At 63.9% G+C, this 22,427-nt stretch carries 24 protein-coding genes; 12 read left to right on the top strand and 12 right to left on the bottom strand.

The annotated features are described in order from the left end of the window. Window positions 1–79: 79 nt before the first annotated feature. The 5 genes from E1809_RS22445 to E1809_RS22425 all read left to right on the top strand — a co-directional run bounded on the left by E1809_RS22445 (window position 80) and on the right by E1809_RS22425 (window position 4,412). Window positions 80–1,393, top strand: coding sequence for an ATP-binding protein (locus E1809_RS22445; RefSeq protein ID WP_133206467.1), 1,314 nt, complete (start codon window positions 80–82; stop codon window positions 1,391–1,393). A 111-nt stretch (window positions 1,394–1,504) separates the two neighbouring features. Continuing rightward, the gene (locus E1809_RS22440) at window positions 1,505–2,143 is read left to right on the top strand and encodes a transmembrane-type terpene cyclase (RefSeq protein ID WP_133206466.1); all 639 of its coding nucleotides are present in this window, start codon (window positions 1,505–1,507) and stop codon (window positions 2,141–2,143) included. Between the two features lie 193 nt (window positions 2,144–2,336). Then, window positions 2,337–2,579 (top strand): helix-turn-helix transcriptional regulator, encoded by a 243-nt coding sequence (locus tag E1809_RS22435; RefSeq protein WP_133206465.1) that lies wholly within the window; start codon window positions 2,337–2,339, stop codon window positions 2,577–2,579. Continuing rightward, complete coding sequence (locus E1809_RS22430) at window positions 2,576–3,769, top strand: type II toxin-antitoxin system HipA family toxin (protein WP_133206464.1); 1,194 nt, start codon at window positions 2,576–2,578, stop codon at window positions 3,767–3,769. Before E1809_RS22435 ends, E1809_RS22430 begins: the two co-directional genes overlap by 4 nt. A gap of 109 nt (window positions 3,770–3,878) precedes the next feature. Next, window positions 3,879–4,412 (top strand): DUF1003 domain-containing protein, encoded by a 534-nt coding sequence (locus E1809_RS22425; protein ID WP_133206463.1) that lies wholly within the window; start codon window positions 3,879–3,881, stop codon window positions 4,410–4,412. Window positions 4,413–4,441: 29 nt separating this feature from the next. Here E1809_RS22425 and E1809_RS22420 read toward each other — a convergent pair whose 3' ends face one another. Genes E1809_RS22420 through gluQRS form a run of 4 tightly spaced genes read right to left on the bottom strand, consistent with a single transcriptional unit; the run spans window position 4,442 to window position 8,100 of the window. After that, complete coding sequence (locus E1809_RS22420) at window positions 4,442–4,972, bottom strand: HD domain-containing protein (protein ID WP_133206462.1); 531 nt, start codon at window positions 4,970–4,972, stop codon at window positions 4,442–4,444. A gap of 9 nt (window positions 4,973–4,981) precedes the next feature. Then, window positions 4,982–6,109 carry a serine hydrolase domain-containing protein gene (locus tag E1809_RS22415; protein WP_133206461.1) on the bottom strand — a complete coding sequence of 376 codons (1,128 nt, stop codon included), beginning with the start codon at window positions 6,107–6,109 and terminating at the stop codon, window positions 4,982–4,984. 35 nt (window positions 6,110–6,144) lie between these two features. Next, window positions 6,145–7,191: an NADP-dependent oxidoreductase gene (locus E1809_RS22410; protein ID WP_133206460.1), complete on the bottom strand. Its 1,047-nt coding sequence runs from the start codon at window positions 7,189–7,191 to the stop codon at window positions 6,145–6,147. Beyond that, on the bottom strand, window positions 7,192–8,100 hold the full coding sequence (gene gluQRS / locus E1809_RS22405; RefSeq protein WP_133206459.1) for a tRNA glutamyl-Q(34) synthetase GluQRS: 909 nt from the start codon (window positions 8,098–8,100) through the stop codon (window positions 7,192–7,194). 372 nt (window positions 8,101–8,472) lie between these two features. Here gluQRS and E1809_RS22400 point away from each other — a divergent pair, with 372 nt between their 5' ends. Further along, window positions 8,473–8,931 carry an Lrp/AsnC family transcriptional regulator gene (locus E1809_RS22400; RefSeq protein ID WP_133206458.1) on the top strand — a complete coding sequence of 153 codons (459 nt, stop codon included), beginning with the start codon at window positions 8,473–8,475 and terminating at the stop codon, window positions 8,929–8,931. Here the strand turns inward: E1809_RS22400 and E1809_RS22395 are convergent. Further along, on the bottom strand, window positions 8,928–9,383 hold the full coding sequence (locus tag E1809_RS22395; protein ID WP_133206457.1) for an Lrp/AsnC family transcriptional regulator: 456 nt from the start codon (window positions 9,381–9,383) through the stop codon (window positions 8,928–8,930). The two genes, E1809_RS22400 and E1809_RS22395, sit on opposite strands and share 4 nt — an antisense overlap. A 103-nt stretch (window positions 9,384–9,486) precedes the next feature. Between E1809_RS22395 and E1809_RS22390 the strand changes: the two genes are divergently transcribed. Next, a complete protein-coding gene (locus tag E1809_RS22390) occupies window positions 9,487–10,122 on the top strand; it encodes a LysE family translocator (RefSeq protein WP_133206456.1) in 636 nt (211 codons plus the stop codon). Between the two features lie 61 nt (window positions 10,123–10,183). Then, window positions 10,184–10,507 carry a hypothetical protein gene (locus E1809_RS22385; protein ID WP_133206455.1) on the top strand — a complete coding sequence of 108 codons (324 nt, stop codon included), beginning with the start codon at window positions 10,184–10,186 and terminating at the stop codon, window positions 10,505–10,507. Here E1809_RS22385 and E1809_RS22380 read toward each other — a convergent pair. Then, window positions 10,504–11,529 (bottom strand): hypothetical protein, encoded by a 1,026-nt coding sequence (locus tag E1809_RS22380; RefSeq protein WP_133206454.1) that lies wholly within the window; start codon window positions 11,527–11,529, stop codon window positions 10,504–10,506. The genes E1809_RS22385 and E1809_RS22380 overlap by 4 nt on opposite strands. A gap of 209 nt (window positions 11,530–11,738) precedes the next feature. Here E1809_RS22380 and E1809_RS22375 point away from each other — a divergent pair, with 209 nt between their 5' ends. After that, entirely contained in the window at window positions 11,739–12,212 is a 474-nt protein-coding gene (locus E1809_RS22375; protein ID WP_133206453.1) for a DUF4383 domain-containing protein, read from the top strand. 184 nt (window positions 12,213–12,396) lie between these two features. On the opposite strand, the gene E1809_RS22370 is transcribed toward E1809_RS22375, so the two are convergent. The 4 genes from E1809_RS22370 to E1809_RS22355 form a co-directional block, all read right to left on the bottom strand. After that, window positions 12,397–12,900, bottom strand: a complete 504-nt coding sequence (locus E1809_RS22370) for a DUF456 domain-containing protein (protein WP_133206452.1) — start codon at window positions 12,898–12,900, stop codon at window positions 12,397–12,399. 183 nt (window positions 12,901–13,083) lie between these two features. Continuing rightward, the gene (locus E1809_RS22365) at window positions 13,084–14,277 is read right to left on the bottom strand and encodes an NAD(P)-dependent malic enzyme (RefSeq protein ID WP_133206451.1); all 1,194 of its coding nucleotides are present in this window, start codon (window positions 14,275–14,277) and stop codon (window positions 13,084–13,086) included. A 237-nt stretch (window positions 14,278–14,514) separates the two neighbouring features. After that, window positions 14,515–15,117 carry a TetR/AcrR family transcriptional regulator gene (locus E1809_RS22360; RefSeq protein WP_133206450.1) on the bottom strand — a complete coding sequence of 201 codons (603 nt, stop codon included), beginning with the start codon at window positions 15,115–15,117 and terminating at the stop codon, window positions 14,515–14,517. Between the two features lie 117 nt (window positions 15,118–15,234). Then, on the bottom strand, window positions 15,235–16,518 hold the full coding sequence (locus tag E1809_RS22355) for an MFS transporter (protein WP_133206449.1): 1,284 nt from the start codon (window positions 16,516–16,518) through the stop codon (window positions 15,235–15,237). A gap of 157 nt (window positions 16,519–16,675) precedes the next feature. Here E1809_RS22355 and rraA point away from each other — a divergent pair, with 157 nt between their 5' ends. Together rraA and E1809_RS22345 are read left to right on the top strand one after the other, a co-directional pair. Beyond that, window positions 16,676–17,158: a ribonuclease E activity regulator RraA gene (gene rraA, locus E1809_RS22350; protein ID WP_133206448.1), complete on the top strand. Its 483-nt coding sequence runs from the start codon at window positions 16,676–16,678 to the stop codon at window positions 17,156–17,158. A 135-nt stretch (window positions 17,159–17,293) separates the two neighbouring features. Continuing rightward, entirely contained in the window at window positions 17,294–18,946 is a 1,653-nt protein-coding gene (locus tag E1809_RS22345; protein WP_133206447.1) for an MDR family MFS transporter, read from the top strand. A gap of 77 nt (window positions 18,947–19,023) precedes the next feature. On the opposite strand, the gene E1809_RS22340 is transcribed toward E1809_RS22345, so the two are convergent. Continuing rightward, on the bottom strand, window positions 19,024–20,250 hold the full coding sequence (locus tag E1809_RS22340; protein WP_133206446.1) for an MFS transporter: 1,227 nt from the start codon (window positions 20,248–20,250) through the stop codon (window positions 19,024–19,026). Window positions 20,251–20,273: 23 nt separating this feature from the next. Beyond that, window positions 20,274–20,720: a MarR family winged helix-turn-helix transcriptional regulator gene (locus E1809_RS22335; RefSeq protein ID WP_133206445.1), complete on the bottom strand. Its 447-nt coding sequence runs from the start codon at window positions 20,718–20,720 to the stop codon at window positions 20,274–20,276. Window positions 20,721–20,893: 173 nt separating this feature from the next. Here E1809_RS22335 and cycA point away from each other — a divergent pair, with 173 nt between their 5' ends. Then, window positions 20,894–22,363, top strand: a complete 1,470-nt coding sequence (cycA, locus tag E1809_RS22330; protein ID WP_133206444.1) for a D-serine/D-alanine/glycine transporter — start codon at window positions 20,894–20,896, stop codon at window positions 22,361–22,363. Window positions 22,364–22,427: the final 64 nt, after the last annotated feature.

Raw genomic sequence — 22,427 nt, 5'->3', positions numbered from 1 at the left:
GCGATTGCAACCCCGCACGGCATGCCGGTCGCCTATGCTCAACACCAGGTAATCGACGGCGATCCACCAAGGAGCGGGCATGAGCAATTGGCGAATCAGGGATTTCCATTCCTCGGACATGGACGGCATCCTGCACCTGTGGGAAACGCTCAAGGCGGACAACGTGGAGCCGGTCTATGCGCTTTCCGAAGTGTTGGCGTCGTGCGAAAAGGACCATGCCGTCGTCGCGGTGCAGGGCGATCAGGTGGTGGGTGCCGCCGTCGGACGCGCGGCGCACGACCAAGGCTGGATCGTGTTCCTGGCCACGCTGCCCGATTTCCGCGGCCGCGGGATCGGCACCTCGCTGCTGTCCGCCGTCGAAAACCGCATGGCGCCACACGGCCTGAACAAGCTCTCGGCGCTCATGCCCGAGTCCGAGACCCGCGTCGAGGCGTTCCTGGGCCGCGGTTTCCTGCTCAAGCAGAACCTGCACTACTTCGAGCGGACCATTCCGGTGCAGCGCCAGGAGCTTGAGCCGTTGAGCCAGCTCGGCGGCCGGATCCTGGCCCGCGACCTGTGGGAGAACGTCGCCGGCATGCGGCGCGAGAAGGAACTGTTGGAGCGCCGCCTGGTCCTGCCCCTCGCCGAAGCCGACCTCGCGGACGAATTCGGCGTGGTGCCGCCGCGCGCCGTCGTGCTCTTCGGCCCTCCGGGAACGGGCAAGACCACGTTCGCGAAGGCGATCGCGTCCCGGCTCGAATGGCCGTTCGTGGAGGTCTTCCCGTCCCGCCTGGCGTCGGATCCGAAGGGCCTGGCCGGCGCGCTGCGCGAGACGTTCCTGGAGATCGCCGAACTCGAGCACGCGGTCGTGTTCATCGACGAGGTCGAAGAGATCGCCGCGCAGCGTTCCGGCGAGCCACCATCGCCGTTGCAGGGCGTCACCAACGAGCTCCTCAAGATCATCCCGGCCTTCCGTGAACAACCCGGCCGCCTGCTGGTGTGCGCGACGAACTTCATCCGCGCCCTGGATTCGGCGTTCCTCCGCCACGGCCGCTTCGACTACGTCATCCCGATCGGCCTGCCGGACACCCACGCCCGCGAAGCCATGTGGCAGCGCTTCATCCCGGCGAGCGTGGTGGACTCGATCGATGTGGACTTGCTGGTCTCGCGCACCGAGGGCTTCTCCCCCGCGGACATCGAGTACGCGGCCCGCAGTGCCTCCCAGCGTGCGCTGGAAAAAGCAGTGTACGACGTCGGTACGTCGCCCGCCGCTGCCGGCTCACCGGCGTCGAACGGCCGCAAGGGACCCGTCACGCAGGACTACCTCGACGCGATCGCCGATACCCGCACCACCGTCAGCGAAGAAGTGCACCGGGACTTCCTGGAGGACATCGACGTGCTGGGCCGGGTTTAACAGGCGCCGGCCCGCCAATTCGCTGGAAGCGTGCGAACTCGCCGGAAAATTCCGGCGAGCGGGAGGGCTTCCGGCGAAGTGGGCGGAAGTGCCTGAGGATGAGGAGGAACCATGGTGTTGTTTCTGACAATCCTGAGCGGGATCGCATGGACGGTGGTCTACATTGACGCCATCCGCGTGGGATTCCGGGATAAAAGCTACGCGATCCCGGCCGCGGCGCTGGCCTTGAATATCGCGTGGGAATCGATTTACGCCTTCCATTCGCTCACTACGACGCCGTCCGTGCAGGGGTTCATCAACCTCGCGTGGGGACTTGCCGACGTCGCGATTGTGTACACCTTTTTCGCGTTCGGCCGGCGTGAATTGCCCGACTTCGTCACCCGACCCATGTTCATTGGATGGGCGGTCTTGCTGGGCGTGGCGGGGTTTGCGGTCCAGGGCTTGTTTGTCCTGGAATTCGATTGGGATCTTGCGGCGCCGTACGCGGCTTTCCTGCAGAACCTACTGATGTCCGGCTTGTTCATTGCAATGTTCGCTGTTCGCCGTGGCTTGCGGGGCCAAACGCTGTTGATCGGTGCGTCGAAGTGGATTGGCACGCTGGCACCGACCATCAGTTTCGGCGTGCTCCAGGATTCCCCGTTCATCCTGGGAATCGGTGCCTTGTGCAGCGTCTTCGACCTGACGTACATCGGACTGCTCCTGTGGGCCAAGCGAAACCCCTCGAGTTTGTGCACAGAAAACACCCCTTAAACCGGCGGCTTTTAAGGGGTACGAGGTGTACACAAACTCGGGAGGGAGGGGCGGAACGAACGTGCCGTTTTTCGAGTTGCGGGGCTTGATTCGGGGTTCAGGGAAGCGCAAACTGGGGGAATCGGAACGAACGTGCCGGTTTGTCGCAATGGTAGCTAAGGAACAGTTGCAGCCGACGCCAGGAAGGATGAGCATGTCCCCTGAGGAGTTCGCCCGATCCCTCGGCTCCACCGTCCGCGCCCGCCGCGGGTCCCTCAGCCTGAGCCAGTCCGACCTCGCTGACCTCGCCGGGGTGTCGGAGCGCTTCGTCCGCTTTGTCGAGCAAGGCAAAACCACCGTCCAATTGGAACCCCTCTTGTCCGTGCTCGGCACGCTGGGCCTGGAACTCACGGTCGCGCACGCCAACAAAACAACCAACAAAACAGCCCAACCATGACCTTCCACCGCATCGCCGACGTCTACAAGCAAGGCATCCTCGCGGCCCGCATCGAGCGGCATGAAGGCGGCACCAAGTTCAGCTACCTGCCGCGGTACCTCGAATCGGGGGGCCCGGCCGTCGCCACTACACTCCCCCTCACCAGCCAGGCCGTCTTCACCCCGAGCGGCGCGGTTCCCGCCTATTTCACCGGGCTGCTCCCTGAAGGCCGCCGCCTGAATTCCCTGCGCCGCGCGGTCAAAGCCAGTGCCGACGACGAACTTGCCCTCCTCATGGGCGCGGGCGGGGACGCCGTGGGCGATGTCCAGACCGTCCCGCATGGCGAGCAGCCTGCGGAAGGGGGCTCCGCCGTCGTACTCGATTCGAAACTGCCGCTCGACTTCGACGCCCTGCTGGGCGACTCCGGACTCATCGATCCGGTGGCCTTGGCGGGTGTGCAGGACAAGTTGTCCGCGGGGATGATCTCGCTCCCGGTGGCGCAGGCCGGCAAGCGGTTCATCCTCAAGCTCAACGCGCCCGAGTTCCCGTTCGTTGTGGAGAACGAGTTCCTCATGTTCCGTTTTGCGCGCAAGTTGCGGATCCCCGTCAGCTCAGTCCAGTTAGTGCACGACGTCGGCGGGCGGGCGGGGCTACTCGTCGAGCGTTTCGATCGGCTCACCGGAGCCGACGGCGTGCCGGTGCGCCTCGCCGTCGAAGATGGTGCCCAAGTTCTGGGCCTGTACCCTGCGGACAAGTACAGCGTTCCGTTCGGCGACGTGTGCAGGGCACTCGCCGCGCATTGCGCCGCGCCCTTGCCAGCCCTGCGCAACCTCGCGCTCCAACTCGCTTTCGCCTGGCTTACGGGCAACGGCGACCTCCATGCCAAGAACGTCTCGATGGTCCAGTCCCCGGGCGGCGAATACACCATCGCGCCGATCTACGACATCCCCTCCACAGTCGTTTACGGCGACAAAACCCTCGCGCTCGGCATCGGCGGAAAGAAAAGCGGCATCTCCCGGAAGCATTTCCTCGCCTGGGCAGGAAGGCTCGGCCTGACCGACCGCGCGGCGAGCGGCGTTCTGGAGCTCGCGCTCAAAGCGTCGGGTCCGCTGATGGCAGAGCTCGACGCCGGCGCGTCACCTTTCGGGGCGGCGCAAACCCGGGATTGGATCAAGGAACTCAAGCACCGGCGAAGATTGATGGGTGGATAGTTCGGATCCTGGTAAGAGGCAAGTTTCGATCCTAGGTTCACGGGAGTCGCGGCGCTAGGCTCGCTTTCGAAGGCGAGATCGCCTCGCCCCGAGCCAAGGGATCGAACGGATGACACAGCAGGTCGACAAGCAACCGGCATCCACCAAAAGCGTTCCTCCGCATCCACGGCCCTATTTGAGGCCAACACGGTTGCTTACCTACACCGAACCGTCCAGGCTGCATCCATCAGTCCTGGCAGAAGCCGAACGTCGAGCCGCAAGCATTCAACTGCGGGTCGCGGACGCAATCACGGCTTTTGCAGGATCGATGAACTTCGTCTACCTGCACGTGCTGCTGTTCGCGGTCTGGATGCTCGTGTTTGAACAGAGTCCGTGGCCCACGCTGACGCTGATCGTCTCCCTGGAAGCGATCTTCCTCTCAACCTTCGTGATGATCGGCCAAAACCGCCAGGCGGCTTTCCAGCAGGCGAAGGCGGACCACGACTACAACGCCCAAGAGCAGCTGCTGGAGGAGAACACCAAACTCACGCGGACGATCCACGAGCTCACGCGCCAGATCCACGAACACATCCTCCTTGAAACGGCCGCGTCCGCTAGTCGGGAGCCCACCGCATCGACCAAGAACGAGCCCGGGAAGGCATAGACCCGCTGCGTTCCGGTCGATTCAGCCGTTCAGTCGTCGGCCAAGCGGTCCAGTTCGGACAGCAGGTCCGGGTTGAGTCGGTCGAGGATCAGGTGGCTTTCTCCGCGCGGAACCGCCGTGTACAGCACTTTGCGGGCCTCCGCGTAGCGGGCGGTCGCCGGCGGCCTGTCCGGCCACTTCTCGGCGAACGCCTGCATCCGTTCCGGCAAGGAGGTGTGCGCGTTGCAGGCAATCTTGACCAGGCTCGCGTCATGGTCTTCGGCGATGTGGAGGATTACTTCCTCATCGCTGTCCGGATTGTCATTGAACCGTCGCGTCACCCGTTCGATGATGGCCACGGCCCGCTCGGACACGCCCATGTCCACCAGCGCTTGCTTGGTGATGGGGGTGTCCTTGGCGATGTCGTGGAGGTAGCCGGCGATCTGGATGTCGTCGTCGAAATCGACCAGGGCCTCGCCCACCGCCAAAACATGGTCGCGGTGCGGCCGCTTCAGTTTGTCCTTCTGGCGGTAGTGGGCCACCTCGGCAAGGACCTTGGCGGTTTCAACAGTGAATGTCATGCCGTCCTCCTAGTGAGACAGTCCGGTAATCGCCTTGCGCACCGCAGCGCTCAGTTCGAGGTTGCGGCACCCTGCACCACCGGGTTCGGCCTGCTGCGGTACGTAACCAAAGGCGAGTTCATACACAGGGTCCGCGAACCCCAAAGACGCGCTGGCGCCGTCGTGCCCGAACGCACGGTGGCTGCCGTACGGGTTCCGCGCGTGCGATCGCATGAACACCGTCGCGAAGCTGCTCGTATCACCGAACACGCGGTCGATGCCAAAGACCTGCTCTTCCGAGACCGTCCGGATGGTTTCCTCGCTGAGCAAGGGCCCGACGGCGGAACGGTCGCCGTCGGGGGCAAGTCCTGTGAGCGCCGCCGCGTAGACGCGCGCCATGCCTTCGGCGCTGGCGACGCCGGCGACGGAACACAAGCCCGCCGCCCGGACCTCGCGGATATTGGGCAGGTCGAGGATCGCTTCTCCCACCGAGTTGGCAGACAAACCGTAATGGCTGGCGGGGTCGATCCACGGCTGGGCGGGGTCGGCCTGCCAACGAAGCGTCGCGTACCGGGCCTCCTCGGCATCCGGGAATCCCAGGAAAAAGTCGGCACCGGTAACAGCGCGGATCCGCTGTTCGTAGACTTCCTGGAGCGTGGATCCCGTGATTCGCCGGCACAACTCCTCCATGAAGACGCCGATGGTCAGGGCGTGGTAACCGAACGCGGCGCCGGGCTTCCACATCGGGCGCAGGCGGGCGAGCTTGGCCGCGGCGAGCTCGGAGTTGTTGCATTCCTCCAGGGAAAAGCCGCCTTCGATGCCCAGGAGGCCCGCCTGGTGGGAAAGCAATTGGGCAACGGTGACCGCAGCCTTCCCTTCGGCCCCGAATTCGGGCCAATACTTGACCACTTCGGCGTCGAGGTCCAGCAGGCCGTCCTGGACCAGGAGGGCGATGACCAACCCGGAAACGCCCTTGGAACACGAGAAGACACCCGTGACCGAGTCCGGACGGCGGTGCGGGCCGCCGCTGATGTTCAGGACCTTGACCCCTCGGTGATAGGCCGCCAACTGGGCCGAGTATTCTGGGTCCTCGCTGAGGTATTGGCCAAAGAGTTCGGCTACCGGTTCGAATCCTGGGGCAATCGTCTGTGCATCCACCCGGACAGCTTAATCCCTTCTGCCCCCTAACCTCGCTACGCTCGGCCAGGGAACCCGGCAGAATGGGCCCAGGCCCGACTGTCCATGGTCACCACGATCTTGCCCTTGGCGCGTCCCTGCTCGAGTGCGGCGAAGGCGTCGGCGATTTTTTCCAAGGGATAGGTACTGTCCAGGACCGGTTTGAGCCGGCCTTCCGTGACCAGCCGCGCCAGGGCAGTCAGGTCTTCGCCGCTGGGGTGCATGAACAGGTAGCGGTATTTGACCTTCTCTTCGCGCGCGCGTCCGCGTAGCCCGAAGCTTGCCGCCCAGAACAACACTGTCAGCCAGGCAGGTGCGCCGAGGTCCTTCAGCGCGGTCTGCGGTTCCGGCATTCCGGCGATGCTGACTACCGTGGATCCCGGCTTGAGGATCTTGAACGTCTGCTCCAGGGTTTCCCCGCCAACCAGGTCAAGGGCTGCGTCGAAACCGCTCAGCACGGTGGCAATGTCGTCCTTCGTGTAGTCGACGACGGCGTCCGCGCCGAGGGAGCGGACCAGGGCTTCCCCCCGGGGAGACGCAGTGGTGGTCACCTCTGCGCCGAAGTGCTTGGCGAGCTGGATCGCGAGTGTGCCCACTCCGCCGGCGCCGCCCGAGATGAACACCTTCATCCCGGGTTTGACCTTGAGTTCATCCCGGAGCGCTTGCAAGGCGGTGAGCCCGGCGAGCGGGAGGCTCGCGGCTTCGGCATAGCTGAGCGACCTCGGCATAAGGGCCACCAGGTCCTCATGGACGGCGGCATGTTCGGCGAACGCACCGAGGCTGGCCTTGTCCACACGGGCGAACACCCGGTCTCCGGTTGCGAAGCGGCGCACGCCAGGACCCACGGCTTCGACAATTCCAGCCAACTCGCTTCCGGCAACCAGCGGCATCCTGGGCCGGGTGATGAGGCGCACCGCTCCTTCGCGCTGCTTGTAATCGACGGGATTCAAGCCAGCCGCGAAAACCTTGACCAAGACCTCGCCGGGGCCCGCGATGGGCTTCGGCACGTCTTGGAGTTCCATGGCCTCGGGTCCGCCATAGCCGGTCAGCACGTATGCGAGCACCTAGTCCCCCTTCCGGATCATCGCTTGCAGCCGCCCGGTCCACACCCATGGCTCGAGCGGCAATCGGGCCGGTTCAAAACGGTCCACGGCGTCACCCAGCGGCCCCATTGGCAACTCTAGCGACTCCAGGATCATGTCCCGCACCTCTTCGGCGGAAAGCCCGACGGCGGCGAGGTCGCCGAGCGTGACTGCACCGTCGCGCTTTGCCAGGCGGTCGCCGTCGTGATTCACCACGAGCGGCACGTGCGCGTATTCCGGAACCGGCAAACCCAGGACGGAAGCCAAGTACGCCTGGCGCGGCGTGGAGGACAAGAGGTCGTCGCCGCGGACCACCTGGTCGATGCCTTGTTCGGCGTCGTCGACCACGACCGCCAGGTTATAAGCGGTCACGCCGTCGTTGCGCCGGAGCACAAAGTCGTCCACGATCCCCGTGTAGGCCCCGTGCAACTGGTCCTCAACAGTCCATTCCTGCGTTTCGGAACGGAGCCGGATGGCAGCGGGGCGAGTGGTCCGGCGGATCTCCCGTTCCGCCGTCGAAAGCGTCCTGCAGGTCCCCGGATAGGCGCCTTGAGGAGCATGCGGCGCAGACGGGGCCTCCTGGATTTCCCGGCGCGTGCAAAAGCACTCGTAGGTCAGTCCGGCGTCGCTCAGCTGCTTGATCGCGGAATCGTACAAAGCGGCGCGACCCGTTTGGCGGACGACGCCGCCGTCCCACGTGACGCCCACCGCTTCCAGGTCCCGTAGCTGGACGGCTTCGGCCCCGGCCCGCGCACGGTCGAGGTCTTCGACGCGCAACAGGAAAGCACGGCCGGTGGAACGGGCGAAAAGCCACGCGAGCATGGCCGTGCGCAAGTTGCCCACGTGCAACTCACCCGAGGGGCTCGGGGCGAAGCGGCCGGCGGAGGTCATGCCTCAAGCCTATGCAGCACAAGAGCCCCTCAGCTACCGCAACGCGTTCGGTGGCTCAGGGGCTCTTGATGATGGTTGCCGGCCGCCCTTCATTGGCGACACCGGCGGATGCGGAAGGACAATGCTGTGAACAAGAGTCATTCAGCGGGCTACATCCTTGCGGGATGTGTTTGCGGTGACCGGTTGGTGTGCCGGCTGGTCCGTAGCCTCTTGGGTTCGGCGGTAGCCGTTCCCCTCGTTGCCATAATTGCAGCAGGATCCCGGCAGTTGGCGCAACAGACCTAACCTCGAGTGGTCAATCTGACCAAACTCTTGGAAGAATGTAAGCAGCGGATAGTCAGTTTGCCGAAGCCACCTCCAGAAAGCCCCACCATGCACGAATTGGATTCAACGGACAAGCGGATCCTCGCAGCGCTCGACGACGATCCCCGGGTTCCCATCATGGTGCTCGCCCAGCGCCTGGGCTTGGCCCGCGGAACGGTACAGTCGCGCCTCGAGCGGATGTCGGCGTCGGGGGCTTTGCGTCCCAACAGCAGCCGGGTCCTGCCGTCCGCGCTGGGCCGCGGCGTCGCGGCGGCGGTCAGCGCGGAACTGGACCAAAGCCGGCTCAACGAAGCGATCGCGGCCCTCCGGGAAATCCCCGAAGTCCTCGAATGCCACGCCCCCGCCGGCGACACCGACCTCATCATCCGCGTTGTCGCCACGAGCCCGGACGATCTCTACAGGGTGTCCGAAGAGATCCGGCTTTGCCCCGGAATCGTGCGCACTTCAACGAGCATGTTCCTTCGCGAAGTGATCCCCTACCGGACCACCGGCCTCCTCCACCCCTAAACGGGCGGGCCGGTGTTGGTCTTGAGGTTCTTCATCACCAGCGTGGATGTAAGGCGTTCGACGGCGGGAAGCGCCGTGAGCTGGTCGTCATAGAAACGCTGGTACGCGGGAAGGTCCGCCGCGATCACTCGCAGGAGATAGTCCGGCGAACCGAAGAGCCGCTGTGCCTCCACGATGTTCGGGATGGCAGCCACTCGGTCCTCGAAATCGGACATCGTGGCCCGATCGACCTGGCGCAAGGTAACGAACACGATCGCCTCGAAACCAAGGCCAATAGCCGCGGGATCGATGTCCGCGCGATACCCCCGGATCACCCCGGAAGCCTCAAGATCGCGCAGCCGCCGATGGCACGGAGCCACGGTCAGACCCACTTTGCCCGCGAGCGCCGTGGCAGTTATCCGGCCGTCTTCTTTGAGGTGGCGCAAAATAGTTCTGTCTATTCCGTCAATCACGCAAATATCTTACCCATCCGGCGGTGAGTTGAGCTAAAAAGAGGAACACTTATGGGGCGATTTTCCCTAAAGTTCATGGTGTACCCACCAGCCAGGAGCCACCATGAATCCCCAGCTTTTCATCGCGTTCGTGATCGTCGCCTTCAGTTTGGCGGCCACGCCGGGCCTCGACTGGGCGTACACGATTTCCGCCGGGCTTCGGCAGCGGAGCTTCGTCCCCGCGGTGGCCGGCCTGTGCAGCGGGTACCTTGTGCATACAGCCCTCATGGTGGTTGGCCTTGCCGCCCTCCTGGCCGGCGTTCCGGGGCTCCTCGGCTGGCTCACGGTCGCCGGGGCAGGCTACCTGCTGTGGCTCGGCATCGGCACCATGCGCTCATGGCGGAGCGCCAGCTTCGCCGCGGATGACGCCGTCGGGCAGTCCCCCACGCAACTGCGCACCTTCCTGCAGGGAATGGGGACCAGCGGTATCAACCCCAAAGGCCTCCTGTTCTTCCTGGCGCTGGTGCCGCAGTTCGTGAGTCCGCAGGCGTCGTTGCCGGTGCCGGTGCAGTCGGGTGTGCTTGGATTGACGTTCGTGTTGCTGGCGGGGGCCATCTACACAGTGGTGGCGTTGACGGCCCGGAGGCTTCTGCAATCGCGGCCCAGCGCGGCACGCGGAGTGACACTGGCCAGCGGCATCATCATGATGGGGCTTGGGGCCGTGCTGCTCGGGGAACAGGTGCTGCCGCTCCTGCGGTGACGCCGGCCGTGGCGGCTGCGGGCTCTAGCGTTCGCGCGCGGGGCGGCCTATCGTCGGCTTCATGTCTGACGACTTTTCAGCCCTCGTGGAATCCTTCAAGCAATTCGGCGTATCACGGGCCTTTGGCCCTGCGCAGCAGATCGGCGGAGAGGAACTGATCCCGGTCGCCGTCGTATCCTTCGGTTTTGGCGGAGGCGGCGACGGCAACAACGCGGCCGGTGGCGGGGGCGGCGGCATGGTCTTCCCGATCGGAACCTACGGCCGCAAAGCCAACGGGAGCATCGCGTTCCAGCCGAACACCCTGGTGCTCATGGCGTTGATGCTGCCGCTCGTCGGAGCCGTGGGGGTTTCGCTGCGGGGAGTCATCAAGGCGCTGCGCTCCTAGTCGCCCGGCTCGCTGAAATCCTTGTTCCACAACCGGCGGATTTCGGCGTCCTTGCGGATTCCGTCCACGGTTTCGAGTTCCCCGTTCTTACGGTCCTTCCCGCGCAGGCCGGAGCGGGGCTTCGGCGCGCGGGCACCCGGGGGACGTGCACCCGGGGGACGGGGGCTGGAAGCCTTCAGTCCGACGTCGAGCACTAACAAGGCGCGGTCCGTGAACGCGTCATTGCGCAGCGCCAGACTGGTCTTCTTGCGTCGAAGCACTTCGGCGAGCGCCGCCAGCGCGGCCCTCCGCTCGCCCAGGCTGTTGAGCGAGCGCGCCCGGATCAAGAGGAGCGCCGCCGAAAGATCGTCCGCGTTGCGGAGCCCTTCGGTCCAGGCGACGACGTCGGCGTGCCGCTCGAGCGTCCCCGCGGCGGTGCAGCGGGCCAGCGCGGAAGGCAACGACGGCGGCAAACCGGCCAGGACTTCGAGCGACTCTTCCGTCTGGCCCGCCTCCCGCAAGCAGTGCGACAGCGCCAGGAACACGGATTCCTCACTGAAGAGGACCGGTACGTCGATCCGCTCGGCGACCTCGACCCGCGTGACCACCCTGCCAAGGTAGGTGGCCGAGAACTGGCTCGCGTCGTCGTCGATCCGTACCGAAAGACCGCGCCGCAGCAGCTCCGACGCGCGAAGGTACCCGCCGTGCTGGTACAAGAGAAGGCCGGCGATGACGTAGCACAAGCCCGCCCAACCCGGATTGGCGCGGGCGAAGGCGATGAGGCGGTCGGGTTCGGTGCTGGTGAAAACCGCTTGGTACATGGTCTTTGCTTGCTTGCCGGAAAGCCGCTTCAGCCTGGGAACATCCCCGACGACGTCGATCCTGCCCGCCGTTTTTCCCTTCAGCACGGCGCTTATCGCCCCGACCAGGCCGTCGGCCAAGCCGCTCACCGAAGTCCGGACATGTCCATTCCTGAAAGGCGTGATGTCCCGCGTTTCATTGAAGATCGGGCCGTTGGCCCCAGGAACCGGCGACTCGCTCATGTTTGCCGCGCCATCGCCCGGCCGGAACCGGGACGGGAACTCGAACAGTCAGGCATCACAGAACCATGCTAGCTGCGCTGGTTCCACCCCTTCCCCCTCTTTTTCGCCGCATTCGGGAGTAAGATATCTTCGTCGGCAGGGTTCCGACTCCTTGCCGCGATACGGCCCTCCATCTGAAGGGCCGGTGGAAATCGTGATCGGGAGGAGCTATGACTACTGCTTCGCACCCGGCGCAGCACCATCACGTCATGGGGCTGACGCTGCACAACACAGCACTCACCTTGGGCTGGGTTTTCCTGGCTGTTGGTGTTCTGGGATTCATTCCTGGCATCACTACCAATTACGGCGCGATGTCCTTCGCTGGGCATGACTCGGGCGCCATGCTTCTTGGAGTCTTCCAAGTATCCATCCTGCACAACATCGTCCACCTGCTGTACGGAGCTGTAGGCCTTTACCTGGCCCGGACCGACGGAATGGCCCGTGGATACCTTCTGTTCGGCGGTGCAATTTACCTCCTGCTGTGGATCTACGGCCTTATCGTTATGTCCAACGCAAGCGCGGACTTCGTGCCCTTGAACAGCGGCGATAACTGGCTGCACCTGGTCCTCGGCATCGTCATGGTTGGCCTGGGAATCTGGCTCGGCCGGGACATTAGGGAGGAAGCAAAAGGCCGCGCCATGTAGCGCAGGCTGATTGCGGCACCAACTGAAAAGCACGACGGCGGCCACCCCTTCGCGGGGCGACCGCCGCCTTTGTTTCTACCCTAGAAGGCGATGCGGCGGGTTTTTCCCCGACGCCCGCTCACATCCCGCGCCCTTTCGTCCGTTGGCCAGGCGATTCATCCTTTAAGCCAGAATTGCGCAGCTCCTAAGCGGCGATGACTGCTATCCACACTCCGACCACCCACGTACTTGCCGCCAAGCACGCCAGGGTGAATTCCGCCAGCATTCCCAAACCCGTGGCCTTGAGCGCGGCAGCACTGGTCTTGATTGCGCCTCTGAATTTCCTGGTCCGAAGCAATTCATTCAGGAAAAGGCCTACCGCGAATCCCAGGAACAAACCAACCACGGGAAGGACAAACATCCCCACGATTCCCAGAACTACCCCGGCCAAAATGGAACGATTTGGAATCCGGTGCTGCTTGAGTTTTCGACCCGTGAGCACAGTGCTCGATGCCATGCCCGCCAGGACGAACACTGCGCCGATCCCGAACGCTATCCACCCCACTGCGCCGGCACCGCCCCAAAGAGCCCACGCCAATAAGCTCAAGCCGATCAAGACGCTCCCCGGCAGCACCGGAATGATGGTGCCGATCACGCCCACCACAATCGCGAGCCCGCACAGCACGGTCACTACTGATTCGGCGTCCATTGCCCCAGTCTAGGTTGGGCAGACCTGCGCGAGGGTCGGGAAAAAACCCACCAGAACTGCGCGAGCGTCGGGAAAAAACCCACCAGAACTGCGCGAGCGTTGGGTGGACTGCCGGGAAAAAGAACGACGGCGACTCCACCCTGGGGAGCGTCGCCGTCGTCGGATCTTCGGGCGAGGTTGGCGTTACTCGGCCGCGGCGGCGACGGCGGCCGTCACCGCGGGAGCGACGCGCGGATCCAGCGGGCTCGGCACGATGTATTCGGCGGAGAGGTCTTCCTCGGCGAGTTCGGCGATTGCCCGGGCGGCGGCGATCTTCATTGCCGGGGTGATGCGGCGTGCGCCGGCGTCCAAGGCTCCGCGGAAGATGCCCGGGAACGCGAGGACGTTGTTGATCTGGTTCGGGAAGTCGCTGCGGCCCGTGGCCACGACTGCCGCGTACTTCACCGCGACCTCGGGAAGGACTTCCGGATCAGGGTTGGACAGGGCGAACACGATTGAATCCTGGCTCATGAGCTTCAGGTCCTCCTCGGCCAGCTTGGACGAAGAAACACCGATGAAGACGTCCGCTCCCTGCAGAGCCTCGGCGGGGCCGCCGGAAATCCCGCGCGGGTTGGTGCGGCGGGCGAACCGGGCTTTGACGCTGCTCGAATCGTTGACCAGGTCCGCGCGCTCGGCGTTGATGATGCCCTTGGAGTCCAGCAGGACGACGTCCTTGACGCCCGCGGTCAACAGGATCTCGGAAACCGCAATGCCCGCGGCGCCCGCACCGGAGACGACCACCTTGAGGCCTTCGAGCTCGCGACCCGTCACCTTGGCGGCGTTCGTCAGGGCCGCGAGGACTACGACGGCAGTGCCGTGTTGGTCGTCGTGCATGACCGGGCAGTCGAGGGCTTCGATGAGGCGCTCTTCGAGTTCGAAGCAGCGAGGCGCTGCGATGTCCTCGAGGTTCACCGCGCCGAAGCTCGGGCGCAGGCGAACGAGGGTTTCGATGATTTCGTCCACATTGGTGGTGTTGAGGACGAGCGGAATGGAATCGAGGTCGCCGAAGGCCTTGAAGAGGGCGGACTTTCCTTCCATGACGGGAAGGGAGGCGCTGGGTCCGATGTTTCCGAGGCCCAGGACGGCGGTGCCATCGCTGACGACGACCACCAGGCGTTCGGCCCAAGTGTGGGTGCGGGCGAGCTCGGGCTTGGCGTGGATTGCCCGGCTCACTTCGGCGACGCCGGGAGTGTAGGCAATGGAAAGGTCCCGCTTGTCCGCAAGCGGGACGGTGCTGGAAACGGAAAGCTTTCCGCCTTCGTGGGCGGCGAAGATTTCCTCTTCGCTCAGCGCCAGGGCGGTCAGGTTCTGTTCAGGGGTGATGGTTTCGACGGACACGTCGTTGTCTCCTCATGGCTAGCCGTGTACCCACGGCACGTCGGGCAGGTGTTGAGGCTTCGGTGCGGACCAAGGGTGGCTGGTCCGTGCTGTGAAGCTCCTGCGGATATGGGCTGCTAGCCGCTTGGCCCCTGCCTCGGTAGGCAGGGGCTTGATAGGAAGACTAGATAATTCCAGACGTCAACACATACTTTTGGTCATAGTGGTCTAGACCAATTACGCGAATTAGCGGGAAAACTACGCTGCCGCGAACAGCTTGCAGGCGTTCTTGAGGTCCTTTTCGGCGTCAAAAAGGGAGAGCCGGCGGCAATTGACCGACTGGACCAGACCAGTGATCATGTGCAGCAAAATCCGCGCATTCCCCTGGTCCCGGGTTGCCGCTGTGACCATCTCGACAGACAGCGCCTCGATGTCCTTCAGGAGCACGGGGATGTCGCCGTCACGCGTATCCCACGCGCGGGAAAGGCAATGCTCGACGGCGGGCTGCATGACCCGCATGTGGAATATCTCCATCGCGAGCCCTGTGAGTTCTTGCTGGCTGGACCGCGACGAAGCCGGCTTGGAGTCCCTCAGTTCCCGGAGCTGGTTCCGGAAGACCGCGAGCATCAGATGAACTGTGGAGGGGAAGTACCTGTAGAGCGTCCCGAGCGGAACGTATGCCCGGGTGGACACGTCCGAAAGGCTCACAGTATCAAACTGCCGCTGGGCGAATCCGGCGGCAGTCTTCAGGATGCGGGCGTAGCGCAATAGCTGTCTTGGCGTGGTGGGGGCGGCTGCCATGTGCGGCAGCCCCGCGGCCAGATCCAGCGAATACGGTTCCAGGGAGTTCGGTTCGGACATTTCCGGCGTTCTGTTGGTTGGGCTTCGTTCTGGGACAGTGCCCGGCCCCCCATAGGCCGCGCGCATCCTGACAATGATACGGCAGCAAGTTGTCAGTTCCCTGAGAGCGCAGCCCGCCTACGCGACGCCTTTGATCTTGACGACGAACACCGCACCGAGCAATCCGATAGCCGCCGCGGCCACATACAGCGAGACGTAGCCGCCCCAGGACACCACGAAAAACGAGGCCAACGGAGGAGCGATCACTTGGGGCAACGAGTTTGCGATATTGATCACTCCGAGGTCCCGTCCGCGATCCAAAGCCGCTGGCAAGACTTGGGAGATCAGGGCAAAGTCGACCGCGAGGTACGCCCCAAAACCGATGCCGAGCACCACGGCCCCGGCAATCGCCCCCGTCCACGTTGGTTCGAACGCGAGGATCAACGAAGCCGCGGAAATGACAATGGAGGAGACAATCACGAGGGGTTTGCGTTTGCCCATCCGATCACTGATAGCACCGCCCACCACGCTGGTGGCGATCACCATGACGGCATAAAGGCCGGTGAGGATGAGGACCCCGAATTCGGGCGCGATCCCCTGTGTCTCCTGAAGCCGGACGGCGTCCTTGAGGAAGAAGAGCAGGTACAGCGTGACCATGTGGTTGCCGACATTGACCAGGAACCTCGTCAGCCAGGCCCACGCAAAGTCCGGATATTTGACGGGCGAGACCCAAAAACGCTTGAGAAACGCCCACAATTTGAAAGGTGGCCGTTCCGCCACGGGAAGGACGGAGTCGTCGTTCTTGAAAAAGTAGAGGACGACGCTCACAAGCAGCACCACGGCACACACGATGAAGCCGAGGGCGAAGTTCCCGGAGACAACCGACGCGATCACCGCGCCGGCAAGGATCCCAGCGGTCTGGCCCATGGCAGCAAGGCCTCCCACCGTGCCCCGCTGCGGCACTGGGACACGGTCCGGGATGGCTGCGGTAATGGCTGCGTATGCACCATTACAGCCGGCCTGGACAAGGCACCACAGGATTGTCATGACGGCGACGTTCGGCGCACCCGCGAGCCCTACCAAGGCCGCGGCACCCAGGACGGCCCCGAAGACCACCCACGGCACCCGGCGCCCGAATCGGGAGGCGGTGCGGTCACTTAAGGCTCCGAAGAGGGGGTTCGCGACCATCGAAACCGCTGCGCCGCATCCGGTGACCAGCGCAAGGATGGCTTCCTTCTGCCCCTCGTCAAAATGGATTGCCTGCTGCCCGAGCAACACTTGGAGCGGACCGAAGAAGGCAGCGTTGATGCCCACATTGACGAGCACCAGCCCGCTGATCCACAGGGAGCGGACACGCTGGACAGGCTCGGCGAGCGTCGTCGTCGGGACGCCGGATGTAGGTGGAACATTGGACAAGCTCATGACAGTGCTCCCCTGGCGTCAGGACGTGTGGAATCAGCCTATCGCCGCGCACCCCTCAGGGACCGGGACGAATTTGTGTATGTGGACATCTACCCCGGCTGGAACAGCAGCAGGCAGGTGGCGGTAGGTTAACTGCAACGGACCGAGGAGGAGCACGATGAACACGCCCGCGAACCCCATCAACACCGCCGATCTCTACGATGAGCGCGCCGAAGATGTCGAGTCGATATCACTTCAGTTCCAGGACCTCGGTGGCTTGACCCATTTCAACGGCCCGGTCCGCACCATCAAGTGTTTCGAGGACAACGCCTTGGTGAAGGCAGTCCTGGCGACTCCGGGCGAAGGTTCCGTCCTGGTGGTGGACGGCTACGGATCGCTCCGCACGGCCCTGATGGGGGACATGATCGCCGAAAGCGCCGTCGCGAACGGTTGGGCCGGCGTCGTGATCAACGGGGCGATCCGCGATCGCCTGGCGATCGCGAAGCTGCCCTTGGGCGTGAAAGCCCTTGGCAGCAATCCCAAGAAGAGTTCCAAAGTGGGCCGCGGCGAGGTGGACATCGCCTTGGTGATCGATGGAGTGCACATCGAACCGGGCAACCTCATCTACTGCGATCCGGATGGAATCCTTGTTGAGAGGTAGCAGTGGAGAGATAACAGTGAAGCGGTAACAATTGTCACTCCATTCTGGTACGACAGGGAATACAGGAGCGATTAGGATAGTTACTGAAAGCAACTATCCTGCTTAGTCCCCTTTTCTGCCATCCTTGGAGAAGCAATGTCCAAAACCACGCCCGTACGGGCCGCCGGCGAGGTCCTGACGCACCGTCAGACGCTCACCGTCATGGTGGGCCTCATGCTCGGCATGTTCCTGTCATCGCTGGACCAGACCATCGTGTCCACGTCCATCTACACCATCGCCAACGATCTCGATGGCCTCTCGCTCCAGGCCTGGGCCACCACGGCTTACCTCATCACCTCCACCGTCAGCACGCCGCTGTACGGCAAGCTCAGTGACATCTTCGGCCGCCGACCGCTCTACCTGGCTGCCATCCTGATCTTCCTGGCCGGCTCCCTGTACGCCGGATCGGTGCACTCCATGACCGAACTCGCCATTGCCCGCGGCATCCAAGGCATGGGCGCCGGCGGCCTGTTGGCCCTCGCACTGACGATCATCGGCGACATCGTCGCACTCAAGGACCGCGCCAAGTACCAGGGCTACTTCATGTCCGTGTTCGGCGTTTCCTCGGTGCTCGGGCCCGTGATCGGCGGCGCCTTCGCCGGCGCTTCGCACATCCTCGGCTTCGACGGCTGGCGCTGGGTCTTCTTCATCAACCTGCCGATCGGCCTCGCGGCACTGGTGGTTGTCTTCATCTTCCTGCACCTGCCCGCAAAGCACGTCAAGCAAAAGATCGACTACTGGGGCGCCGCTGCCATCACCTTGGCAATCGTGCCGCTGCTCCTCGTGGCCGAACAGGGCCGCAGCTGGGGCTGGACCTCCACGAACTCGTGGATCTGCTACGGCGTGGGCTTCGTAGGTATTGTCGCGTTCCTGCTCGTAGAGAAGCGCGCCGGCGATTACGCCCTGATCCCGTTGCGGCTCTTCAAGAACATCACCTTCGGCTTGTCCTCGCTGTTGAACTTCATCATCGGCATCGGCATGTTCGGCGCGATCGCGATGCTCCCGATGTACCTGCAGCTCGTCAAGGGTCTCACCCCCACCGAGGCCGGCCTCTTGATGATCACCTTCACGGTGGGCATCCTCTTCGGTTCCATCACAGCGGGACGCACCATCTCGTCGTCGGGCGTTTTCCGCGTCTTCCCGATCATCGGCACCGCAGTCCTGACGGCGTCCGCCGTCGCCATGGGCTTGTCCCTCGGAGTGGACACCGGCCTGTGGGTTCCCGGCCTGATCGCTGTGTTCTTCGGCGTCGGCCTGGGCTTCTGCATGCAGCCGCTCACTTTGGCCATGCAGGTTTCCGTCCCGGCGAAAGACATGGGCGTAGGCACGTCCACCGCCGCGTTCTTCCGCTCGATGGGTGGCGCCGTGGGAACCGCGGTCTTCATCTCGATGCTCTTCAGCCTGGCCGCGGACAAGATCGCTTCCGGCATGAAGGACGCGATGGGCAGCGCCGACTACCTCAAGGTCCTCAAGGACCCGGCCGTCGCCGCCGATCCCGCAAACGCCAAGCTGTACGACTTCTTCAAGAACGGCGCCAGCAACGACTCCCTGAATGACACGAGCTGGCTGCACCACGCCAACCCCGTGCTCACGCGGCCCATCACTGAGGGCTTCGCCCAGGCGATCGACGGCGTCATGCTGACCGCCGCGGTCCTTACCGGCATCGCGTTCCTCATCAGCTTCGCGTTGCCCAACAAGAAGCTGACGGATCCGAAGGCCGCCGCGAAGGAATCGGTCTCCGCGCACTAAAGTTCCGGCCCGGCAAACGAACAGCGTCACGGCAGGCAGTCTTTTGGACTGCCTGCCGTTGTCGTTTCCAGAGATGCTTACACGAGGTGCGGTTCGTGGGTCTTCAGGTAGCGCCGTCCGCCGAGGGCCACCAGGATCGCGATCGCGAGGGCGACTGCGCCGGCGAAGAACGGGACCTGCGGACCGAAGTGTTCACCAAGCTGTGCCGCAATGAACGGGGCAAGGGCCCCACCCATCCAGCGCACGAAGTTGTACCCTGCCGACGCAACGGGACGCGGCGAATCGGACACTTCCATCGCCAGCTCGGTGTAGAGGGTGTTGTTGATGCCCAGCAAAGCTCCCGCCACGATGACAAGTACGACGACGGCAGTCACCGAGTGCCCCGCGGCCAGTCCCAGCCCGGCAAGGTCGAGCAGGAGGACGCCGAGCGTACCCACTAAAACGTTGGTGGTGCCGAAGCGGCGCTGCAGCACGGGAGCTACGAAGACCGAGAACACCGCCACGGCCACGCCCCAGCCGAAGAACACCGCACCAATTCCGTAGGCGTCCATTCCCAGGATGAACGGGGTGAAAGCCAGGATGGTGAAGAATCCGTAGTTGTAGAAGAGGGCGCTTGCGGCCGTAGTGCGCAGTCCCTTGTGGCCGAGTGCGAGGAGCGGGTCACGCAGCCGGGCTTTCTTGGCGGGGGTAGGGGTCTTGGGCAGGAGCGCCATCAAGGCGATGAAGGAAATGGCCATGAGGACCGCGGTGCCGAAGAACGGTGCGCGCCACTGCCAACCACCCAAGAGAGCGCCGAGCAGGGGGCCGAGGGAGATGCCGAGCCCGAGGGCCGCTTCGTACAGGATGATCGCGGTTCCGGTCCCGCCGCTTGCGACGCCGACAATCACCGCGAGCGCGGTGGCCACGAAGAGCGCGTTCCCGAGTCCCCAACCGGCACGGAATCCGACCAGTTCACCCACGCTGCCGGAAAGGCCGGACAGCGAGGCGAACACCACGATCAGCGCCAGGCCGATCATGAGCGTCTTCTTGCCGCCGATGCGCGATGAGACGAATCCGGTCACGAGCATCGCGACGGCGGTGACCAGGAAGTAGCTCGTGAAAAGCAGCGATACCTGGCTGGGGCTCGCTTGGAGGTTGTTGGCGATGGCGGGAAGAATCGGGTCCACCAGGCCGATGCCCATGAAAGCGAAGACCGCGGCGAGGGCCGTGGCCCACACAGCCTTGGGCTGCTTGAGGAACGAGGCTTTCTCGGCCTCGAGGGTTTCTTCCGCTGGCTGCAATTGGCCTGCGAGCTGGCCGTTCATGGACTGTTCTCCTTGTTTTTCGTTTAGTTCTGGAATGAGTTGTTGATCTTGTCGAACACCGGCAGGGCGGCGGCGATGGAGTCGCGCTCCTCTTCGCTGAGCGTGCCGAGGATGCCGGCGATGTACTCGTTGCGGCGGCGGTCAGCATTCTCGATGGCGGCATGCCCTGCCGGCGTCGCAACGACCCGTACGGCGCGTGAATCGTCGGGGTCGGCTTCGCGCTTGACCAGGCCCGCGCGTTCAAGTTTGATGATCTGTTCCGTTGCGCTGGGGACCTTGACCCCAAGGTTCCGGGCGATCGCCCCGACGCGGGCACCGCCGTCGAGCGCCATCTTGAGGACTCCCAACTGTGCCGCGCTGAGCTGCTCTTCTGAATCAAGGCGGCGCATCACGTAGACGCTTTGCCGCAGCGCTTCCCGGAAGGATTGGGCGAGGGCCATGAGCGCTTCCTCGGGTCGATCGGTGTTCATAGTTAGGTATCCTAACAGTTAGGCAACCTAAATATCAAGAGACCTGGACCACAACCGGCGAGAATTTCGAGTGAAACGTTCAATCACAACTTTCCGGAGGCTTCGCGCTACCTTTATCTAGCCGATCTGTTAGCCACGTCACCATCGTGGCGAATCACCTGAAGGATGCAGATATGTCTGAACAGACAACAAAGGGGCAACGCAGCGCCTCAAGCAAGGACAGTGAACCCCATCTCGCGCGTTCACTAAGCAACCGCCACATCCAATTGCTCGCCATTGGCGGCGCAATCGGCACGGGCCTCTTCATGGGCTCCGGTAAGACGATCTCGGTGGCCGGCCCCTCCGTGATCTTCGTGTACATGATCATCGGCTTCATGCTGTTCTTCGTCATGCGGGCAATGGGCCAGCTCCTGTTGTCCAACCTCAACTACAAATCGTTCAGCGATTTCGCGGGCGACCTCATCGGTCCCTGGGCAGGCTTCTTCACCGGCTGGACGTACTGGTTCTGCTGGGTTGTCACCGGAGTCGCCGACGTCATCGCCATCGCCGGGTACGCAAAGGAGCTATGGCCCGGCGTGCCGCTCTGGATCCCGGGCTTGGCCACCATCGCCATCCTCCTCGCGCTGAACCTCCCCACAGTGAAGGCCTTCGGCGAGACCGAGTTCTGGTTCGCCCTCATCAAGATCGTTGCCATCGCCGCACTGATCATTGTTGGCCTCGTCATGATCTTCTCCGGCTTCAAGTCCGACGCCGGAGCCGCGAGCTTCACCAACCTCTGGAGCCACGGCGGCTTCTTCCCCAAGGAATTCATGGGCTTCGTAGCCGGCTTCCAGATTGCCGTCTTCGCATTCGTCGGCATCGAACTCGTGGGCACCGCAGCCGCCGAGACCAAGAACCCGGAGCACAACCTGCCCCGCGCCATCAACGCCATCCCCGTCCGCGTCATGCTTTTCTACGTCGGCGCCCTCATCATCCTGATGTCCGTCATCCCGTGGACCGAATTCAAGGCCGGCCACAGCCCGTTCATCGCCATGTTCTCGCTCGCTGGGCTGGGGATCGCGGCTACCGTGGTGAACCTCGTGGTGCTGACCTCCGCGATGTCCTCGGCCAACTCGGGCATCTACTCGACGTCCCGCATGGTGTTCGGTTTGGCGAACGACGGCGACGCCCCCAAGGTGTTCGGCCGCCTGTCCCGCCGCAAGGTTCCGCAGAACGCCCTGTTCCTGTCCTGCGTCCTGCTGCTGTCCGGCGTCGTCCTGCTTTACGCCGGCAAGGACATCGGAGCGGCCTTCGACATGGTCACCACCGTTTCCGCGGTCTGCTTCATGTTCGTCTGGTCCATCATCCTGGCCAGCTACCTCGTGTACCGGAAGCGCCGACCGCACCTGCACGAAGCCTCCACTTACAAGATGCCCGGCGGCATCGCGATGGTCTGGGTGGTCTTCGCCTTCTTCGCGTTCCTCGTATGGGCCCTGACCACGCAGCCCGACACCCTTACCGCGCTGCTCGTCACCCCCGCATGGTTCGCCATCCTGGGTGTGGCCTACTTCGTGGTCCGGAAGACGCCCCTCCACCAGGCCCGGGTGGCAGAGTGGAAAGCCATGGCGGAAACCGAAACGGCCGCCGTCGTGAGCTCCCGGTAGCAACACGCGCCAAAAGCGAAACCGCTCCTGCACACGATGTGCAGGAGCGGTTTCGTCTTTTCTA

Origin of the sequence: Arthrobacter terricola (assembly GCF_004354015.1) — a bacterium.
Lineage (GTDB): Bacteria > Actinomycetota > Actinomycetes > Actinomycetales > Micrococcaceae > Arthrobacter > Arthrobacter terricola.
Note: the sequence above shows the minus strand (reverse complement) of the source record. Positions and strands in the feature narration are given on the sequence as shown.

What these genes read in the sequence shown, in the direction of transcription:
- E1809_RS22445 (WP_133206467.1), top strand. Translation starts at nt 80, where the DNA reads ATGAGCAATTGGCGAATCAGGGATTTCCATTCCTCGGACATGGACGGC.
- E1809_RS22440 (WP_133206466.1), top strand. Translation starts at nt 1,505, where the DNA reads ATGGTGTTGTTTCTGACAATCCTGAGCGGGATCGCATGGACGGTGGTC.
- E1809_RS22435 (WP_133206465.1), top strand. Translation starts at nt 2,337, where the DNA reads ATGTCCCCTGAGGAGTTCGCCCGATCCCTCGGCTCCACCGTCCGCGCC.
- E1809_RS22430 (WP_133206464.1), top strand. Translation starts at nt 2,576, where the DNA reads ATGACCTTCCACCGCATCGCCGACGTCTACAAGCAAGGCATCCTCGCG.
- E1809_RS22425 (WP_133206463.1), top strand. Translation starts at nt 3,879, where the DNA reads ATGACACAGCAGGTCGACAAGCAACCGGCATCCACCAAAAGCGTTCCT.
- E1809_RS22420 (WP_133206462.1), bottom strand. Translation starts at nt 4,972, where the DNA reads ATGACATTCACTGTTGAAACCGCCAAGGTCCTTGCCGAGGTGGCCCAC.
- gluQRS (WP_133206459.1), bottom strand. Translation starts at nt 8,100, where the DNA reads ATGACCTCCGCCGGCCGCTTCGCCCCGAGCCCCTCGGGTGAGTTGCAC.
- E1809_RS22400 (WP_133206458.1), top strand. Translation starts at nt 8,473, where the DNA reads ATGCACGAATTGGATTCAACGGACAAGCGGATCCTCGCAGCGCTCGAC.
- E1809_RS22390 (WP_133206456.1), top strand. Translation starts at nt 9,487, where the DNA reads ATGAATCCCCAGCTTTTCATCGCGTTCGTGATCGTCGCCTTCAGTTTG.
- E1809_RS22385 (WP_133206455.1), top strand. Translation starts at nt 10,184, where the DNA reads ATGTCTGACGACTTTTCAGCCCTCGTGGAATCCTTCAAGCAATTCGGC.
- E1809_RS22380 (WP_133206454.1), bottom strand. Translation starts at nt 11,529, where the DNA reads ATGAGCGAGTCGCCGGTTCCTGGGGCCAACGGCCCGATCTTCAATGAA.
- E1809_RS22375 (WP_133206453.1), top strand. Translation starts at nt 11,739, where the DNA reads ATGACTACTGCTTCGCACCCGGCGCAGCACCATCACGTCATGGGGCTG.
- E1809_RS22370 (WP_133206452.1), bottom strand. Translation starts at nt 12,900, where the DNA reads ATGGACGCCGAATCAGTAGTGACCGTGCTGTGCGGGCTCGCGATTGTG.
- E1809_RS22360 (WP_133206450.1), bottom strand. Translation starts at nt 15,117, where the DNA reads ATGTCCGAACCGAACTCCCTGGAACCGTATTCGCTGGATCTGGCCGCG.
- E1809_RS22355 (WP_133206449.1), bottom strand. Translation starts at nt 16,518, where the DNA reads ATGAGCTTGTCCAATGTTCCACCTACATCCGGCGTCCCGACGACGACG.
- rraA (WP_133206448.1), top strand. Translation starts at nt 16,676, where the DNA reads ATGAACACGCCCGCGAACCCCATCAACACCGCCGATCTCTACGATGAG.
- E1809_RS22345 (WP_133206447.1), top strand. Translation starts at nt 17,294, where the DNA reads ATGTCCAAAACCACGCCCGTACGGGCCGCCGGCGAGGTCCTGACGCAC.
- E1809_RS22340 (WP_133206446.1), bottom strand. Translation starts at nt 20,250, where the DNA reads ATGAACGGCCAGCTCGCAGGCCAATTGCAGCCAGCGGAAGAAACCCTC.
- E1809_RS22335 (WP_133206445.1), bottom strand. Translation starts at nt 20,720, where the DNA reads ATGAACACCGATCGACCCGAGGAAGCGCTCATGGCCCTCGCCCAATCC.
- cycA (WP_133206444.1), top strand. Translation starts at nt 20,894, where the DNA reads ATGTCTGAACAGACAACAAAGGGGCAACGCAGCGCCTCAAGCAAGGAC.